We start from the raw sequence: 17,670 nt of genomic DNA, 5'->3' as shown, positions 1-17,670 counted from the left end.
TTCGCTAGATCATCAAGGTTAGCACGCATAGGGGATAGATCCTGGGGCGGAATCGCGGCATAAATAACCCCTGATTACCACTGGTACGATTGTGTGCGAATCCATCCTCAAGGAATGAGGATGAGCAGACGAAGGAGCGTCATCTGATGAATCACATCCGGACTTGCGGAATACCACGCCCGCGTTTTGCGCAGTACCCCAGGCTCATAAGCCTGGCTTATCCCGCTTGCGTCGACATGAGCGGCGCATCCACTCAATGTCCACCGCAGCGTGATTTCAGGCGTAGCAGGAAGTCCTGCATTGCGCTGCAGCATCGTCCGTTTGGAGATTATTCAGAATCGATCACGATCGTGCGCATGGAAGGATTCCCTGAATCGATTCGGGTGATCGGTCCAAGACTCGTATGGCTATCAACGATTCAGGAAGGTCCAGGTCGGGGGGTAAGATGAGCGTACAGAGTCGTATCGTCATCGCGCGGTCATGGATAGCCGTATGCTTTGGAATGCTGGTCACGGTATCCCATGCCTTCGCGGCTGTTTCACTTGAATTGCTCCGGATACCGAGCCACGTAACATTCAAATCCATAAAGACCGATTTCAATCCATTTAACAATTATGAAACCTATGTGGTGACATTCACCAACACGGGGAACGTTCCATTGTCCGGTCCCATGTACCTCGCTGTAGAGAATGTTTCGCCTGCATCCGTGTCAGTCATCTGGCCGGGGACAGCAAGTACGGAGGGTATACCATTTCATCACATTGTGGACCCCGTGCTGTCGCCAGGAGAGAAGCGCGCGCGAGTTGTTATATTCAAGAAACCGAGACGGAACACGGTGCTGACGTTTACGCCGAGACTTTACCTGCCGGTGGTCGAGTCCCATAACTCACCTCCGGTGGCCAATGCGGGGACGGATCTCACGGCTTACGTAAGTGAGACGGTTGTGCTGGACGGCGCGGGTTCAACGGACGTGGACGGAGAAACCTTGTCGTACCGATGGCGCTTCCAGTCAGTCCCGGCAGGGAGCTCGGCGGAACTGCAGGAAAGTAATGGGCTGAGACCCAGCTTTGTCGTTGATCTCCCTGGAAGTTATGTCGTCGAGCTCATTGTCAGTGACGGTCAGGCAGACAGCGTTCCGGATACGATACGAATCTCTACGTTGAACTCCGCGCCAACAGCCCATGCCGGTCCGGACCAGACCGTGTTTGTCGGCGATACCGTCCTGCTCGATGGAACCGGATCGGAGGACGCGGATGGCGATCCTCTGGGCTATCTGTGGGTACTCGCTGCAAGGCCGGAACAGAGCGCCGCCGCGCTGGATAACGCCTTCACGAATCGACCCGCATTCTATGTCGACCGGCCGGGGACATATGAATTCGATCTTATCGTGGATGACGGAAATCTTGTCAGTGCTCCTGATCGCGTCGTGATCACCACACAGAATTCACGACCTGTTGCTCACGCAGGAGACGATTTCGATGCATATATCGGCAACATTGTGGTGCTGGATGGAAGTGCTTCCAGCGATGCAGATTATGATCCCTTGAGTTTTCAGTGGTCGCTTGTCAGCATCCCGACGGACAGCAATGCGGTCTTGCTGGGTGACGCGACGACTTCACCGACCTTTGTTCCAGACCTGGCGGGCACTTATGTTGTTCAGTTGATTGTCAGCGATGACCTGCTCGAAAGCGACCCGGACACCTCGCAGATCAGTATCAGCGTCTATGTTCCGCCGGATTCCGATGGAGACGGGCTTTCAGATGAAAATGAACATCAGCTTGGAACCGATCCGAATTCTCCGGACACCGATGGCGACGGGCTCGGTGACGGCGACGAGGTCAATCTCTATCATACCGATCCGATCGATCCGGATTCGGATAGAGACGGTCTTTCTGACGGTGATGAGGTTAATCAGCACCTGACCAATCCGCGCCTGGCTGATACAGATGGGGACGGTTTCAATGACGGAGCCGAGGTGGAGGCCGGTAGCGACCCGAATCAACAGAATGACACCCCGGCCGGTTCGTTGCCCCCGGATCCGGCCTCCGTGGCCCCGCCACTCGATTCTACGGTCAGCGTCTCCTTCGCGGACGCTACTCGCTTCCTGTATTCAGGCGCAAATCCGATTCAGACTGGCGTGATCCCGAACATCATCGTCCCGGAGCGTGTCGCGGTGCTGCGCGGTGTCGTCACCGGACGCAATGGCCGGCCGTTGCCCGGTGTGACAGTCACGATTCACGATCACGGGGAGTACGGTCAGACCCTGACCCGAGTCGATGGGGCCTTCGACATGGCTGTCAACGGCGGCGGGCCGATCACGGTCGAGTATAACAAGGCCGGCTATCTCGGCGTGCAACGCACTATGAATGCGCCATGGCAGGATTATGCATGGCTGCCTGACGTTGTGATGATTCCCATCGACACGCGGGTAACCGAGATCAGCCTTGCTCCGGAGGCGCCGATGCAGGTTGCTCGCGGTAGTGTAAGTTTGGATGAGCTCGGTTCGCGACAGGCAACAATACTGTTCCCCCAGGGCACCACGGCAACTATGGCGCTGCCGGATGGGACCATACATGGACTTGAAGTGATACATGTACGGGCGACAGAGTATACCGTAGGTCAATCGGGTCCGGCCGCCATGCCTGCGGATCTGCCACCCGCGAGCGCCTACACTTATGCCGTGGAGCTGAGTGCCGACGAAGCGATCTCCGCAGGCGCCGTGCGTGTGGATTTCAATCAGCCTGTCTTGTTCTACGTCGAAAACGTCCGGCAATTCCCGGTGGGTGAGATCGTCCCCGTCGGTTGGTATGACCGAACACGGGCGATCTGGGTACCCTCGGACGATGGCCAGGTGATTGAGGTCCTGGGAGTGACCGGGGGCATGGCCGACATCGATCTGGACGGCAGCGGAGAACCGGCGGAAGCCGCCGAACTCGCAGGCTTGGGCATCACTGCGGCAGAACGTGTCCAGCTGGGCATGATGTATTCACCAGGAACCAGTCTGTTCCGTGCGCCCATCACTCATTTCACACCATTCGATTGCAATTTCCCGTGGGGGCCTCCGCCCGATGCGATCAATCCTCCTCACGAGCCGAAAGACATCCCTCCGCCGGATGATGACCAGGATTCCTGTGCGGGCTGCGATATCCAGCCTCAGAGTCAGTCACTCGGAGAGCGGATTCCGGTTGTGGGAACGCCCTATCAGCTCTACTACCAGAGCAAACACATGCCGGGCTATACCGCGAAGACCACCTTGCAGATTCCCGTTACCGGTGCGACCGTGCCTGGAAGCCTGCTGCCTGTAGAAGTCACGATACAGATTGCGGGCCGTATTTTCAGGCGGATATTTCTGCCGATACCACACCAGCAATACACGTTTGTCTGGGATGGGCTTGACGTTTACGGCCGGCCGATCAACTCCGCAACGGCACACGTCGCGATTGATTATCTGTATAAGTTGATCTACATGGGGCCGTATAAGGGCAGCAGGGCCTTCGCACGCATGATGACGGGAGGCGCGATATCTATTGTCGGCGCTTATAACGCAGGTCCGGTTCGTATGCGCCGCGAGTGGACTCGCTTGCTGCTCAATACACCTGCATTGATATCTCAGGCGGGCCTGGGTGGATGGACGCTGGATGTTCACCACGCTTACGATCCGGCGGCGAAGTCGCTTTGGCTTGGTGATGGGGCGAGACTGTCGGCGTCGGATGCCAGCCGCGTCATCACTACGGCAGTCGGTGGGGGATCGGTAGCCGGCGCGGGGGATGGTGGACCAGCAGTGTCCGCGCGGCTCTCCTCGCCGTTCGATGCTGTAGCAGGACCTGACGGATCCATATATATCGCCGATACCGGCTCCCACCGCATTCGCCGCGTCACCCCTGACGGGGTGATCACGACCATCGCCGGTACCGGTGCCGCCGGTTTCAGCGGCGACAACGGACCCGCTGCCCAGGCGCAATTGAGTGGTCCCGCCGGGATCGCGCTTTCTCCGGAAGGTTCCGTGTATGTCGCGGATACGAATAACCACCGCATACGGAGGATCGACACGAACGGCATCATCACGACGGTTGCCGGGACAGGTACCGCGGGATTCAATGGATTCGACGGTGATGCAGGACTCATACAGTTGAGCTCACCCTCCGGGATCGGCATCGGTACGGATGGTGTCCTCTATATCGCCGACACGGGGAATGGTTTAATCCGGCAACTGACTCCGGATGGCCGGCTGATCACGGTGGCGGGTAATGGCGCAAATGGCTTCCAGCCTGGAGAAGGTGTGCCGGCCAGGAGCGTGAGGCTGAATCGTCCCTCGGCGGTGATTCCAGGTAAAGATGGTTCATTCTATATAGCGGACCGTGATAATCACCGCATCCGGAAAGTGGACGTCGACGGGAATATCAGAACCTATGCGGGTACCGGGACGGCAGGATATAACGGTGATGGGATGCTGGCGACCCAGTCGCAGCTCAACGAACCGGCGAAGATCGCGCTGGCGGCCGAAGGTGGACTGTACATCGCCGACACGGACAATCACCGTGTTCGTATGGTCCATTCCGATGGATTCATCACTACAATTGCAGGTACAGGCAACATCGGATTATCCGGCGACAACGGGCCGGTTGCGCTCGCACAATTGCGTTTTCCAGCAGGTGCGGCGCTTGCCCCTAACGGCGATCTGTACGTTGTAGACGAAGGGAACAACCGTATTCGAATGATCGGGCGCGCCTCCGCCTCCGTCAGTGAGGACCAGTTTCTGGTTCCATCGACGGATGGCAGTCAGTTATTTCAGTTCTCAGTCGATGGCCGGCATCTGCGGACACTCGATGCTGTTAGTGGCTCCGTGGTCTATCGATTCCATTACGACGGTAGTGGACGGCTAGTCGGCATCGAGGATGTGGACGGCGATCTGACCGCGATTGCGCGCGACAGCTCGGGCAGGCCACAGCGTATTACCGCACCCTTTGGGCAGACCACCGAACTGGGCGTTGATATGAGCGGCCAACTGCAGACGGTCATCGACCCGGCCGCGCACGCCTGGCGGATGGAATATGCGCCGGGCGCTCTCATGAGCGCCTATACGGATCGCAACGGCAACCGTACCGAGTATGCCTTTGAGGCGGATGGCCGTCTCAGGCGCGACGTCGACCCGGTCGGCGGCGGCTGGCAGTTGCACAGAACCGCCAGCACCAATAATCAAGTTGTTTCCATGACAAGCGGAGAAGGCAGAGTCATCCTGTTCGGAACCGAGTACCGCCCGAACGGCATCCGCCGGCAGATCAACACTGGCGCGGATGGAACCGTTACCCTGAGCGATTTCTCCGATACGACACAGACGACGACAGCTCAGGATGGTACGGTATCGCAGACAGTGGAAGGTCCTGATCCGAGATTTGGACTGCTGAGCCCGCGGACGACGCAATCAACCATCACCCTTCCGCAGGGCATCATATCCAGCACGAACATTTCACGTACAGTCCGTCTGTCCGATCCTGCGGACCTGCTCAGTCTCGGCGATTGGTATGAATCATCAACTCGCAACGGAAGAACTACCATCCAGGAATATGATGCTTCCGATCGGACCTGGACGGCGACCACGCCGGCCGGACGTGTTGCAACGACAGTAATTGATTCATTGTCCCGCCCGATCGAGATGCAGGCCGGGAACCTTGCCACGAGTTCCCTGAACTACGATACACATGGTCGCGTGACCGCCCTGGTCCAGGGCGAAGGGGCCGGGTCGCGTACGACAACCTTCAGTTACCACGACAACGGAATTCAGGCGGGTTATCTCGCCGGAATCACCGATGCCGCAGGTCGTCAGAACCGGTACCGGTACGATGCCGCCGGACGAGTGATAGAACAAATATTGCCCGATGACCGGGTAATTCACCTGAGTTATGACGCCAATGGCAATCTGACAGGAATCACGCCGCCAGGTGGCTCGGCCCATGTGTTCGATTACACCGCGAGGGATGAGGAAAGAGTTTATACACCGCCGGATGTTGCCACGGGAAATACTATCACCCAATACAGTTACAACCTCGACCGGCAGCCGATGAGGATCCAGCGCCCGGATGGTCAAAGCGTGGATTATATATATGATGCGCTGAGCGGCCGTCTGCAAGGCATTGCTACGCTCGGCGGCAGTTATCTATACGGTTATGACATCGTGGGCAGGAATAATGAGATTACCGCTCCCGATGGCAATAATCTGAGTTTCGACTATGCCGGGTTTCTGCCGACGGGGCAGACCTGGTCGGGCGACATCAATGGCTCGGTCAGCCGTGAATTCAATGACGATTTCCAGATCGCCAGTCTCGATGTCAACGGCGATTCCGTGGCCTATGGCTACGACGATGATGGCCTGGTCACGACGGCAGGCGCGCTCTCCCTAAGTCGGGACATCCGGAATGGCCTCATGACCGGGAGCATGCTGGGCAGCGTGTCTACTGCGAATGGTTATAACGAATTCGGTGAATTGATCTCGATGGATACAGAGGGTAACGTTGCCCTGGATCTGACTGTGCTCGGTCAGAACATTACCTCCGACATCCTGCTGATCCGTGGAAATTTCGCCGGCGCGAGCGCGGTAGCCGTCAATGGCGTGGCCATGACTGTGGCGCCGAACGGTGATGTCAGCGGGGAAATTATATTGCCCAATCTCGGGATCAACACAGTAACGGTAGACGTCTATGACGGCGATCAACTTGCCGTGCAGGACATTGCGGCGATTGATCGTCATGCCCTCGGTTCTCCATACATAGTGGACCGTGTCCTGTCGGTGTCGCCTTCAGGGGATGTGTACTTCTTCGGCAATGACGGAAATGTGAGCGGCGCCTGGGTGGTCCCTGCAGGCAGTGGTCTTGTACAGCAGCCGGCCTGGCTGGCAGAGGCCGCGGACGTTGCTGTGGGATCCAATGGGAGTATTTACCTGCTCAAGGACATGAATATATCCATCTATGACGGCACGGGCGAAACGCCGGTTGCCGACCTCGCCTCGGCCGGTTTGATGTTCGTGAATGATATGGAAGTAAGCAGCGACGGCGCGGTTTATGTCACGGGTTCCACAGGACCCGGGCAGGCGGCGGTTTTCCGGGTAACTGGAAATGCGACACTTGTGAATATACCTCTCCCCCGCGAAAACGACGCAATTGCCAGCGCAGGAATACTGGCAAGTTCGGCGTGGGGGATGATTGTTCGCACAGATCGCAGTTACTTCGACAGGATTCTGCCGGATGACACGGCCATCACTCTGTTTCAAACCAGCACCCGCCTGCGTCAGGCAGGATCCGTAGGGATCGATGATGACGGCACTATCTGTTGGACAGATCTTGCCATGCCCGTAAACTGCCGCCAGGTGGACGGAACGATCATCGCCATGCCCTTCAATGCCCTATCACTCGTGCTCGGCGATGACGGCGCTATCTACCATGGAGACTCAGGCGGCAATATTAACCGCTGGGCGGCAGGCGGCGCCGCCTCCCTCATCGACGTGACAACGACGCCCGTACAGGGAGAGTTACTCCTCTCCGGTACCTTGGGCGGGGCGTTCTACTCGGTTGCCTACACTCGTGACGCTCTGGGGCGCATCACTCGAAAGTCAGAAACGATTGAAGGATCGGCCATTCTTTACGACTACACATATGATATGGCCGGCCGCTTGAACGAAGTCAGACAGGACGGCCAGATTACGGCCACCTACAGCTATGACGCCAATGGGAATCGCAGCGGCGGAGTCTACGACGCCCAGGACCGCTTGCTCAGCGATGGAACCGCCAGCTTTACCTATACAGCCAATGGGGAACTCCTAACCCGGACGGATGCGACGGGCGTGACTACCTACAACTACGATGTATTCGGAAATCTGCGCCAGGTGGTAATGCCGGACGGTACCGGTATCGACTATCTCATCGACGGCCAGAACCGCCGCATCGGTAAGAAGGTAAACGGTGATCTGGTTCAGGGGCTTCTCTACCAGGACCAGCTAAACCCTGTTGCCGAACTCGACGAATCCGGCAACGTCCTGTCCCGGTTCGTCTACGCCGAAAAGTCGAACGCACCGTCCTATATGATCAAGAACGGTACCGCCTACCGCATCCTCTCTGATCATCTGGGGAGCCCGCGATTGATCGTGAATACCGAGGACGGATCGATCGCCCAGCGCATCGACTATGACGTCTGGGGCAATATCATGAATGACACCAATCCAGGTTTTCAGCCGTTTGGGTTTGCTGGTGGAATTCATGATCGACAGACAGGCCTCGTACGATTTGGTGCTAGAGACTACGACCCGAAGCTAGGGAGATGGATGGCGAAGGATCCAATCTTATTTAATAGTGGGGATATGAATCTCTATGGTTATGTTGGGGAAAATCCTGTTAATCGTGTTGACCCAGCGGGCCTCGATTGGTTCAGGCCCGATACAAATCCGTACGTTGTTGGCAGAGAGAATAGTAATCTCGTTGAACCAGGAAAAGGGATCGGAAAGTTGATCGACGATTATGTCCCGGCAGGTCATACCTTTGGGATACTCCATGATGCACTTGTAGATATTGGGCTTACCGCTGGTTTGCCTGATTGGCTCATTAACATACCTACTATGCCGGGTATGTATGTGCTCGCGGTCGCTACTGAAGTTGACAATAGCATCTTAAAGCTGGTGGGTAAGAAGCCATTGCTTATGTGTGATTAACAGCTTTCAGCCCCTCCCTATAAATAGGAAAAAAATAATGGGCATCAAGAGGCGATGTGAAGGAAGTTATCTTTCTATTAGGCTCGTCTTCTTCCTTTGGGCTGTAGTATCTAGTGCTTGTGTCGAGAATAAATTAGACGAATTAAGTTATTCGGCCCCGTATTCCAGCATCGTAGGCGCAGAATTCCGTACCACAACTGATCTTTATGCATATGGGGTTTATGAGGATATGAATCGAGATTCTGTTGCCTACATCACTGTACTTCCTGGCGTTGGAATTTCAGGCCCAGAGATCGCATTCAAGAGGCAGATCACAAAGGGGCAAAAGATCAAAATATTGAGCGCTTGGCAAGAGAGAGGCGCATTGTCTGGTGGAGTTTTCTATCAAGTTTCGATGCATGGGTCGGGTTTGCCTCAAGGTACCCAAATAAGAATAGAGCTGACTCGGGGCAATGAGGGAGGGAATGCAGGACTGAATCCGCAGTTCTACGAAAATACCGCTAAAGAGTTAATTTCAGAGTCGAGATAATGCAGAATATCGTCCATATAAAATACGAATACCTAGCGGCAGAAATCGTTGATTAGGCTGAGCACATACATCGGAATTGAACGGCTGTGGAAAATACGTCGAGTCTAGCGTGCAATGAGATGAATGTTGCTGGCTGCGAACTCCATCAATCGTGTAATGATGGTCGTAGTTTCATTATGTCATTCGGATCAACTGCACTCAGAGCTATTCCTCCTCTTCGTTTAATCAAGCTTGTGTCCAAGCCGCATTGCGTTGCGAAACCTCGCCAACCGTAGTTCCACATCTGGCCTGATATTGTCCACTGATAGCCATATCACACCCGAATTGAGACCCACCTCCGCCATCCCTGCGCACTTTCTTCCCGAATCTTGCCCCAGATCAGTTTTTTGCACCGTAAGGGCTGGTTTAATTGGCCCTTAATCGGTGGCTGCACCATTCTCTGGCGGTTTCGAAACTCGGTAGTGTGTTGGAGAGTAGATCTAACTCATTGTTTATATATTAAATATCTTGATATTCCAGCTATTGGCACGGGTGATGCAAGACATAAGGTGAGTCTGCACACTGGCGACGAACGGAAATTTGGAGGACTGAATATGGTACGCCACGCAAAGGTTAGTAAATCCGGTTCCCTGCGGGAGACGCTTGCAGGGGGACAGGTTATCGAGCACCCGCGGGCCAGCGCCCCGGCCAGGACGGTGCATATCCCGGCCATGTATCTGCGGCCCCTGGGCGATCGCGAGATTCAAGGATGCCTGAAATCAAGGGCTTAGTAAGGTTTTAGCGTTAGGGAGCAGTACCCCTATGGATGGGTCTTCATAGTTTCTCTCCTGGCAACATCCCCTCATTCGCCCCGCACCCCCTGCGGGGTTTTTTTTGTCTTTAAATCAGTCACATCAGAGATTTTTCCCGCGCATGGAACCTTTCCCGTGCCGGCCGGTCTCATTAGTTAACAATTTGTCTCCTGCCTGATCATTGGCCCACGACTTCCTCTTCAGAATCGTGGGCTTTTTTTTGTGGAATTGCCCGCTGGCGCCCTGGCCTGCCGCATTAAGCCCGGATTAAGCCGGCAGTGTTCTACTGTAGATGGTGATAGTGAACTCGTTCATGTCACCGACCCCTTAAGCTTTGCCCCGACGGCTCAATCCTCCTCCCTCCCCCTCCAAACGAGTCCGTCGGGGTACTTTTTTTCCCGGTTCTTTGTCATCCTGATGCCGCGCGGGCATTCAGGTGGCGTCGCCGCGCCCATGTGCTGAACCAGGCTTGAAAGGGGGAGTGATGAACAGGAACCGAATTGTTGTACTGGGGGCAGGCTCGCTTGCGGCGGTGCTGGCCGTGGCGCTGTTGGCCGGGCGCGAGGGCGTGGCCGCGGACAGTTCATTCGACGAGCGCATACGGATGTTGCGCACTGCGCCCGCGACGGGCGTCGTGTCGCACGAGGAGAGGGAGCGCAACTATCGCAGCTGTCTGTTCAGTTTCCTGCCGCAGGTCGGCAGCGACGCCGCGGCAGAGATGCTGCGCGATGCGTGCCGGGACGAGTACCTGCCTGCGGAAGGTCAGTAGAAGAAGGATTGTCAGGCGCGCGTGCCGGCTAGCGACCGCCGGTGTCGCCGCTGCGTTTGAAATGCTCGATCATCTCCCGGAGCACGCGCTCGCCCGCCTCCTTGGTGCCGAACGGCCCGTGCGTCTTGCCGCCGCGGAGGGAGAAATACCAGCCCGCCTTGAGGCCGGTCTGCGGTGAGGACTGATAGAACACGCGATCCGCGTCGTAGTGCGGCTGCTCCTGCGGACCGTCCGCCTCTCCGGTCGGCTGGTCCAGATTGAAATCTTCGTAGTTGAGCTCTTCGACATTGATGCCGGCGTTCGCGGCGCCTGGAATGAAATACGGCGCATTGAACAGGTCGTCGATCTTCGCGGGATCGAAGGCGAACTGCGGTTCGTCGACCGCCTGCGCCACGGCGGCGGATTTGGCGGCGGGCGCATGCGACGACATCGCCGCGGCCTTGTGCGCGGGTGTTGAGGTGGTGCGCGGCACTTTGGGTTTCATCCGCGCGGGCGCGGAGTTGACCGCCGTGACGTGTCGCGGCGCCGCCTTGCGCGTGGCCGGTGCCTCGGCGGCGGTCTTTACCACTTCCTCCAGTTCATCGAGGACGGAGTCGGGCAGGGAGAAATCGTCAATCAGCGTCACCTCGCCGTCAAAGTGCCCCGGCTTCACCGCCGGCGCGGGCTTTGCCCCTGTCTCTGCGTCATGCGCCGCGCGCCGTTCGGCCTCGACCCGCAGGGACTGCAGCTCCTGGTTGAGCGTCGCCTGGTGTGTCCTGAGCTCGTGCAGCGCCGCGGTGACCTCGCCCAGTTCCTTGCGCATCCCGAGTATCTGGCTGTTCTCTTCCTCGATCTTGTGGTCGATGTCCTGGTCGCGCAGCTCGTCCTCAAGGTGGAACTGGCCGAACTTCACGTCCAGCCGCGCGATGGCCTCGCGGATCTCGCCGATGCTGCGGTTGGTGCGCTCGGTGAAGTCATCGTCGACAAGCATGGAGAGGGAGTCGGACTGCATGTGGCCGGCATCTGTTTCCGGGTGTTCGCCGTTGTGGCGCGGCGGTGACGACAGGCCCACGTGGCGCGCGATGTCCATCACGGCCTTGAACTCGTTCCGGTGGCGCCGGGTCCTGCGCAGGTGGAAGTATGCCCCGATGCCGAGGGCGGCCAGCAGGATCATGGTGACCTGGGCCAGCACGATGGTGAGTATGGGCGGCAAGTTTTCCATCCTCGTGCGCCAATGTTGCGTGGGGTTGAAACAGCGCAGACCCTGACCTGCGGGTCTGGGCCTATCTTATTGAACTCACTTGGTTAACGGCCGGCCATCCTGAAAGTTGACCGGGGCGGGGTGGCGGTCCGGCGGGGTCCGGCTCAGCGTCCCCCGGTGTCGCCGCTCCGTTTGAACTTCTCGATCAGCCCCGACAGCATCCGTTCCGCGAAGCTCTGGCTCTCGAACGGCCCGTAGACCAGGCCGCCGCGCACCGTGAAGCACCATCCGCTGGAATTGGCATCCAGCGTGTTGTGATAAAAGATGCGCTTGCTGCGGAAAAACGCCCTGCCTCCACCCGCCTCGGCGCCGACCAGATTCATCTCCATGCCCTGTCTCCCTGCGCTCAGAACTGTGACGGCCGTCACAATCGTCTCTGTGCGTGTTAACGGCTTTTTGGCGGTCAAACCTTAGCCGGACGCGGATTGGCACCCGGCGGTGCGGTCTGCCAATGTGGATAAACCATATTTTTACTGAGCGATCAAAAAGTTAATCGTTGACAGGAGTTGGATCGCGAATAAAATAGATGAAACCTGCCGGTTGATTTCATAAAATCTACCGGTAGGACGCTATTGTTTATGACTCTATATATATGAGTTACGGCGGCAGGACGCTGAAACTACGATACCAACGCAGTGGTGCTACATGACTTATCCGCAAACGAATGCCGAACTGATCCAGATGCTCCATGAGCATGATATTAAACCGACGCAGCAGCGCATGCAGATCGCGGGCGTGCTGTTCGCCAAGCCGCAGCACCTGTCCGCAGACCAGATCCTCGATCAGGTCAACACTCTCCACGGTGCCTATGTGTCCAAGGCCACGGTCTACAACACACTCGGGCTGTTCACGCGCAAGGGGCTGATTCGCGAAGTGATCATCAATTCGACCAAGGTGTTCTACGACTCGACCACCCATCCCCACCACCACATCTACAACGTGGACACCGGGATGCTGACAGACCTCGACGCCGACGAGATCAACATCGGTGGCCTGCCGACGCCGCCGGCGGGGACGCGCATCGACGGCGTGGACGTCGTGATCCGGGTGCGCCCGAACGACTGAGGTCCGGCGTAATTCCTCTGAATCGGCTCTTGCGGGCGGCGCGCTTGTCGCTCGCGGAGCGATCTTTTATACTGCCCCCGCCCACGCGGGTTTGTGTTTCCCTCGCCATCAGTCCCACCTAGCCGGTGTAGCTCAGTCGGTAGAGCAACTGATTCGTAATCAGTAGGTCGGAGGTTCGATTCCTCTCGCCGGCACCAAGAGACTGCATCTGTACCGTTATTAGCCCAGTGTGATTAATCGGTGCGCGCTATGGCGATGATCGGTTGATCATTATGTGTTTTGAGTTTGAACATCGGCCTTCTGTCCCTGAGTTTCCTCCCGCACAAACCTCTTCGACAGCATCATCAGGAACGAACTGATCAGCACGATCAGCATCACCGACCCGGTCAGATACTGCGGCAGTGCGAAGGACTCCTTGGCGTAGATGAATAGCAGCACCGTGATGAGTCCGCGCGGCGCGAACCACAGCAGTACCTTGGTGCGTTCCTTCCCGACGATCAGCCGCAGTAGCACGACGCGCACCGCGTAGATGATCGCCAGGCCGATGATGGTGGCGAGCCAGGCCTTGATGGAGAGGAAGTCGCGCGGGTCCGTCCAGTAGCCGAGCAGCACGAAGAAGAAGCCGCGCACGACGAAGGTCAGCTCGAGGACGAGGGTGCGGAATTCGGACAGGGTCAGGCTGTAGTCGGCGGGTACCCAGTGGCGGAAGACCTTGAAGCGCGTGATGACGGTTGGCTTGTTGAGCAGCAGGCCGAGCATCAGCACCATGATCAGCGGAGAGAAGTGCAGCAGTTCGCCCAGCGCGTAGAGGGCGAACAGCCCGGCGAGCAGCGGTGTGAAGCGGATGTGGCTGTCGGTGCGCAGGAGCAGCAGCACGAGGACGACCGCGCTGATGATGGAGAGCAGTATCGAGATCAGCCCGCCGCCGACGAGGCTGAGCAGGATGCCGCTGAATGTGCCGTTCGAGCCGAGCAGGGCGAAGAACAGCAGCACGCCGAGGATGTCGGAAATCGAGCTTTCGTAGACGACGAACTCCTGGTCGTCCTTGTTCAGGACAGAACTGCCCGAAATCGCGACCGCACTGCTGATGACCGCGAACGGCGTCGCGATCAGCAGGGCCTGCACGAAGGTCAGCGACAGCAGCGTGACGGCGAAGGGATAGATAAGCAGGATGCACAGCGCGATGCTCAGGATCGCCGTGGTGCTCGTGGTGGCCAGTACCCGGAGATGGTCCCGGCGGAGATCGATGTCGAGCGCGCCTTCAAGCACGATGAGCACGAGCCCGACGGCGCCGACGATCGGGACCAGCGTGTTGATCCCGTCCGGCTCGAAGCCGTAGTAATTGAGCACCGGCCTGGCGAGCAGGCCGCCCAGCACCAGCACGATCACGGACGGTATGCCGCGCTGGCGGCACACCTGCTCGATGGCGAAGGCGATCAGGAGAAAGCTCGAGGCGGCGAAGATGGTCTGGTAGGTCATGGCGGCTTCATGGCGGCGCAAAGTACGCGATGCGCCATTGTCTCACAGTCGGGCGAACGCGGATGACGGCGAACGGCAACACACATTCGGTATGAAGTGCTGGCGTATGGAAAGCGGCGGCGGACTGAGGCGGACGGCGCGCGCACGCATTCGGGCCGCGTGTGCGCGGGGATTGTCTCCGCGGGCCGGACTAATCGATGCAGTGCTCCCGCGTGCGCGCCTTGGCGTCGTTGCACTTGCCGGTGCTGGCGTCGTCGCCCGTGCAAAGGCGCGTGACATCGTCGATGGCCGAGCGGCACGCCGGCATCTCGGCATTGGCGGCTGCGGTGTTCCCGCCGGATGCGGGCGATGAATCATCGTTATTCATGGCGCCAGACCCCGCGCAGCCGGCGAGGGTGAACATCGCGGCAATATATATAGAGGAAATGGCTCGTTTGGTCTTGTTCATATCGGCCCTCCTGCCTCGTCCCGCTATTGTGCAAGATTTCCTGCACGATGTAACCGCCGCCGCCGGGGTCGGAGCGGGCTGGAATCGGCGCATCGTTGGCCGGCTCCGGCCCAGGACGGTGTCCAGCCCGAAAAGTAGGCACTGATTTTGCACAGATTCGCCTGCCATGATGAGATTCATGTCCAATATGCTGGGATCGGGCCGTTCGGCGCGGAAAGCCGCCGAAATGGAGCCGGCGCTTGATACGCAGCGCCTGGTGGAGTTGATGCGCTGTTTTCCTATCGGCAGCAAGTTCCGCTACTACCCGGAATATCACAAGGAAATCACCTTCGAATCCATCATTATCGGCTACGGCATCAATCACCACTTCGTCTATACGCAGCGCGACATCCGCATCGACACCGAACGCGACATGCCGGTGTTCGTGCTCGAGGAAAGCTGGAGAGACCGGCCGATCAGCCAGGTGCGTCACTTCAGCCTGATGATCCCGGACGTTTCCGTCGGCGATGCGCGGGATTACCGCCGCCAGATGGACAAGCCGCAGGACGGCCGCTTCCGGCGCGGCGATATTTTGACGCTGATGTCGATCTTCAATGATAAGGGCATCCCGCATGTCAACACCATGGTGCGCAAGCGTGTCCTGATGCGCGAGGGCTATTACGCCAACCACGCCGTCATCCAGCTCGATGTCCTGCTCGACACCCTGAATCACATCGACCAGCGCCAGCAGCGCCGGGTAAGGACGTCCATCCCCGCGAGCATGCAGTTCTCCGAGGATTCACCGCACTATCCCTGCACGCTGGTCGATTTCACCGAAACCGCACTGCGCATCCGCCTGGACGAATCGGGCGGGACCAGCGTGGTACCGCTCATCGAACGGCGCACGATGATCGTCACCCTCGATCTTCCTGCGCAGGCGCGCCGCTTCGCGCTGACCGGCAAGGTGCTGCGGCGCGATGCCGGCCACTTCGTCGTCGCGCTGAACGGCAAGATCAAGGACGGCCATGTGCGCGACTTTGAACTGATCGACGCCTTCGACCTCAAGGCCACCCTGCTGCAGCATCCGGCCACGCTGGCCTGAACATGCGCGTCGCGGCGGAGCTCCCCGCCACGGACTTCCCCGCGGTTTTACGGTATCTTGATCGACGATACAGGCAGGACGGGCGCCCGATGGAATACTCCCTGAACGACGGCTGGCTGGTCCCCGCACGGCGCGTGCTCTCGCCCAATTCGGATGAGCGGCCCGCCGGCTGCGGGATCGACCTGCTGGTGGTGCACGGCATCAGCCTGCCGCCGCGCGAATACGGCAGCGGGCACTGGATCGATGCCCTGTTCACCAATACGCTCGATCCGCACGCGCATCCGTACTTCGGCGGTATCCATGACAAGCGCGTGTCGGCCCATGTGCTGATCGCGCGCGACGGCTTCGTGACGCAGTATGTGCCGTTCCACCGGCGCGCCTGGCATGCCGGCGAGTCCTCGTTCCAGGGCAGGACGGCGTGCAACGATTTCTCCATCGGCATCGAGCTCGAAGGATCGGACGACGATCCGTACGAGGCGGTCCAGTACGAAGGCCTGGCCGACATCGTGCGCGTCCTGATGCGGTATTTTCCGGGAATCACGCGCGGGAATATCGTCGGACACAGCGCCATCGCCCCCGGACGCAAGACCGATCCCGGACCCCATTTCGACTGGAAACGGTTGTATACTCTGCTCGACCGCGCGGACCAGAGACCAGCCTAGAGACTCGTCATGAATCTTATCGCCATGCTCATCGTCCTGGGTACGGAAAGCCTGTGGAAATCCTTCAGCGCCGTGCGTCCTTACCAGTGGCTGATCGACTATGCCGCCTGGCTGTGGCAGCGCATGGGCATGGAGCGCTGGTTCGGAAGCTCGTACGGTGTGGCGCTCGCGCTCGCCCCCGGGGTGCTCGCCGTCGGCCTGATCCAGCTCGTCCTGTGGAGCGGCGAGGGATTCATCATCTGGATCATCAAGCTGGCCTTCGCGGTGGCGGTACTGATCGTCAGCATCGGCGTGCGCGGCCTGCAACCGGAGCTGGATAATTACCGGAGCGCGCTCGAACGGAACGACACCGAGGCGGCCTACCTGCACGTGCGCCATCTGCTGCCGGAGGGCCCGCCGGCGAATGCCGACGAGATGAACCGCAGGCTGATCGAGGTCATGCTGATCCGCAACAACGAACGCCTGCTCGCAATCCTGTTCTGGTTCGCCCTCGCCGGTCCGGTCGGCTCCGTCCTGTACCGCTCCGTCTGCCAGCTCAAGGGCGTGCGGCAGAGCGGAAACGTGACGAGCCCGGGCTTCCACGGCGCCGTGCTGCGCGTCCACGCAGTCTTCGACTGGATACCGGCACGCATCACCGGCATCTGTTACGCCATCATCGGCAGCTTCGTCGAGTCGATGCAGCAATGGCGCGCGGGCATGAGGGAGTGGGGCGGAGACATCTACGCCGGAAACCGCCTGGTGCTGATCAACAGCGGGCTTGGCGCGCTGCGCCTGTTCAATCTCGAGTCAGGACGCGAGCACGACGCGCTGCGCGAGGACATCATCGACACCGAGGCGCTCGTCAACCGCACCGTGATCGTGTGGCTGACGGCGTTTGCACTGCTCACCATCGCCGGCTGGATGAGCTGACG

General features: G+C 58.7%; 11 protein-coding genes and 1 tRNA gene. 8 read left to right on the top strand and 4 right to left on the bottom strand.

Annotated elements, in window-relative coordinates; genetic code table 11:
* Positions 1–445 precede the first annotated feature (445 nt).
* The 3 genes from IPK65_01610 (at position 446) to IPK65_01600 (ending at position 10,784) form a co-directional block, all read left to right on the top strand.
* On the top strand, positions 446–8,695 hold the full coding sequence (locus IPK65_01610; protein ID MBK8161876.1) for a hypothetical protein: 8,250 nt from the start codon (positions 446–448) through the stop codon (positions 8,693–8,695).
* A 37-nt stretch (positions 8,696–8,732) separates the two neighbouring features.
* On the top strand, positions 8,733–9,224 hold the full coding sequence (locus IPK65_01605; protein MBK8161875.1) for a hypothetical protein: 492 nt from the start codon (positions 8,733–8,735) through the stop codon (positions 9,222–9,224).
* Positions 9,225–10,499: 1,275 nt separating this feature from the next.
* Positions 10,500–10,784 (top strand): hypothetical protein, encoded by a 285-nt coding sequence (locus IPK65_01600; GenBank protein MBK8161874.1) that lies wholly within the window; start codon positions 10,500–10,502, stop codon positions 10,782–10,784.
* 28 nt (positions 10,785–10,812) lie between these two features.
* Here the strand turns inward: IPK65_01600 and IPK65_01595 are convergent, their stop codons facing one another.
* Positions 10,813–11,976 carry a hypothetical protein gene (locus tag IPK65_01595; GenBank protein ID MBK8161873.1) on the bottom strand — a complete coding sequence of 388 codons (1,164 nt, stop codon included), beginning with the start codon at positions 11,974–11,976 and terminating at the stop codon, positions 10,813–10,815.
* 152 nt (positions 11,977–12,128) lie between these two features.
* The gene (locus IPK65_01590) at positions 12,129–12,353 is read right to left on the bottom strand and encodes a hypothetical protein (GenBank protein MBK8161872.1); all 225 of its coding nucleotides are present in this window, start codon (positions 12,351–12,353) and stop codon (positions 12,129–12,131) included.
* 316 nt (positions 12,354–12,669) lie between these two features.
* Between IPK65_01590 and IPK65_01585 the strand changes: the two genes are divergently transcribed.
* Together IPK65_01585 and IPK65_01580 are read left to right on the top strand one after the other, a co-directional pair.
* Entirely contained in the window at positions 12,670–13,089 is a 420-nt protein-coding gene (locus tag IPK65_01585) for a transcriptional repressor (protein MBK8161871.1), read from the top strand.
* A gap of 121 nt (positions 13,090–13,210) precedes the next feature.
* Positions 13,211–13,286: transfer RNA gene (locus tag IPK65_01580), tRNA-Thr, on the top strand.
* Between the two features lie 73 nt (positions 13,287–13,359).
* Here the strand turns inward: IPK65_01580 and IPK65_01575 are convergent.
* The gene (locus IPK65_01575; GenBank protein ID MBK8161870.1) at positions 13,360–14,568 is read right to left on the bottom strand and encodes a sodium:proton antiporter; all 1,209 of its coding nucleotides are present in this window, start codon (positions 14,566–14,568) and stop codon (positions 13,360–13,362) included.
* A 190-nt stretch (positions 14,569–14,758) separates the two neighbouring features.
* Entirely contained in the window at positions 14,759–15,016 is a 258-nt protein-coding gene (locus IPK65_01570; GenBank protein ID MBK8161869.1) for a hypothetical protein, read from the bottom strand.
* A gap of 178 nt (positions 15,017–15,194) precedes the next feature.
* Here IPK65_01570 and IPK65_01565 point away from each other — a divergent pair, with 178 nt between their 5' ends.
* The 3 genes from IPK65_01565 to ampE all read left to right on the top strand — a co-directional run bounded on the left by IPK65_01565 (position 15,195) and on the right by ampE (position 17,668).
* Positions 15,195–16,097 carry a hypothetical protein gene (locus IPK65_01565; GenBank protein MBK8161868.1) on the top strand — a complete coding sequence of 301 codons (903 nt, stop codon included), beginning with the start codon at positions 15,195–15,197 and terminating at the stop codon, positions 16,095–16,097.
* Positions 16,098–16,186: 89 nt separating this feature from the next.
* Positions 16,187–16,759 (top strand): 1,6-anhydro-N-acetylmuramyl-L-alanine amidase AmpD, encoded by a 573-nt coding sequence (gene ampD / locus IPK65_01560; protein MBK8161867.1) that lies wholly within the window; start codon positions 16,187–16,189, stop codon positions 16,757–16,759.
* A 9-nt stretch (positions 16,760–16,768) separates the two neighbouring features.
* Positions 16,769–17,668, top strand: a complete 900-nt coding sequence (gene ampE / locus IPK65_01555) for a regulatory signaling modulator protein AmpE (GenBank protein ID MBK8161866.1) — start codon at positions 16,769–16,771, stop codon at positions 17,666–17,668.
* Positions 17,669–17,670: the final 2 nt, after the last annotated feature.

Source organism: Gammaproteobacteria bacterium, from assembly GCA_016712635.1.
Taxonomy (GTDB): Bacteria; Pseudomonadota; Gammaproteobacteria; order SZUA-140; family SZUA-140; genus JADJWH01.
This window is presented reverse-complemented; position numbering and strand designations above follow the sequence as displayed.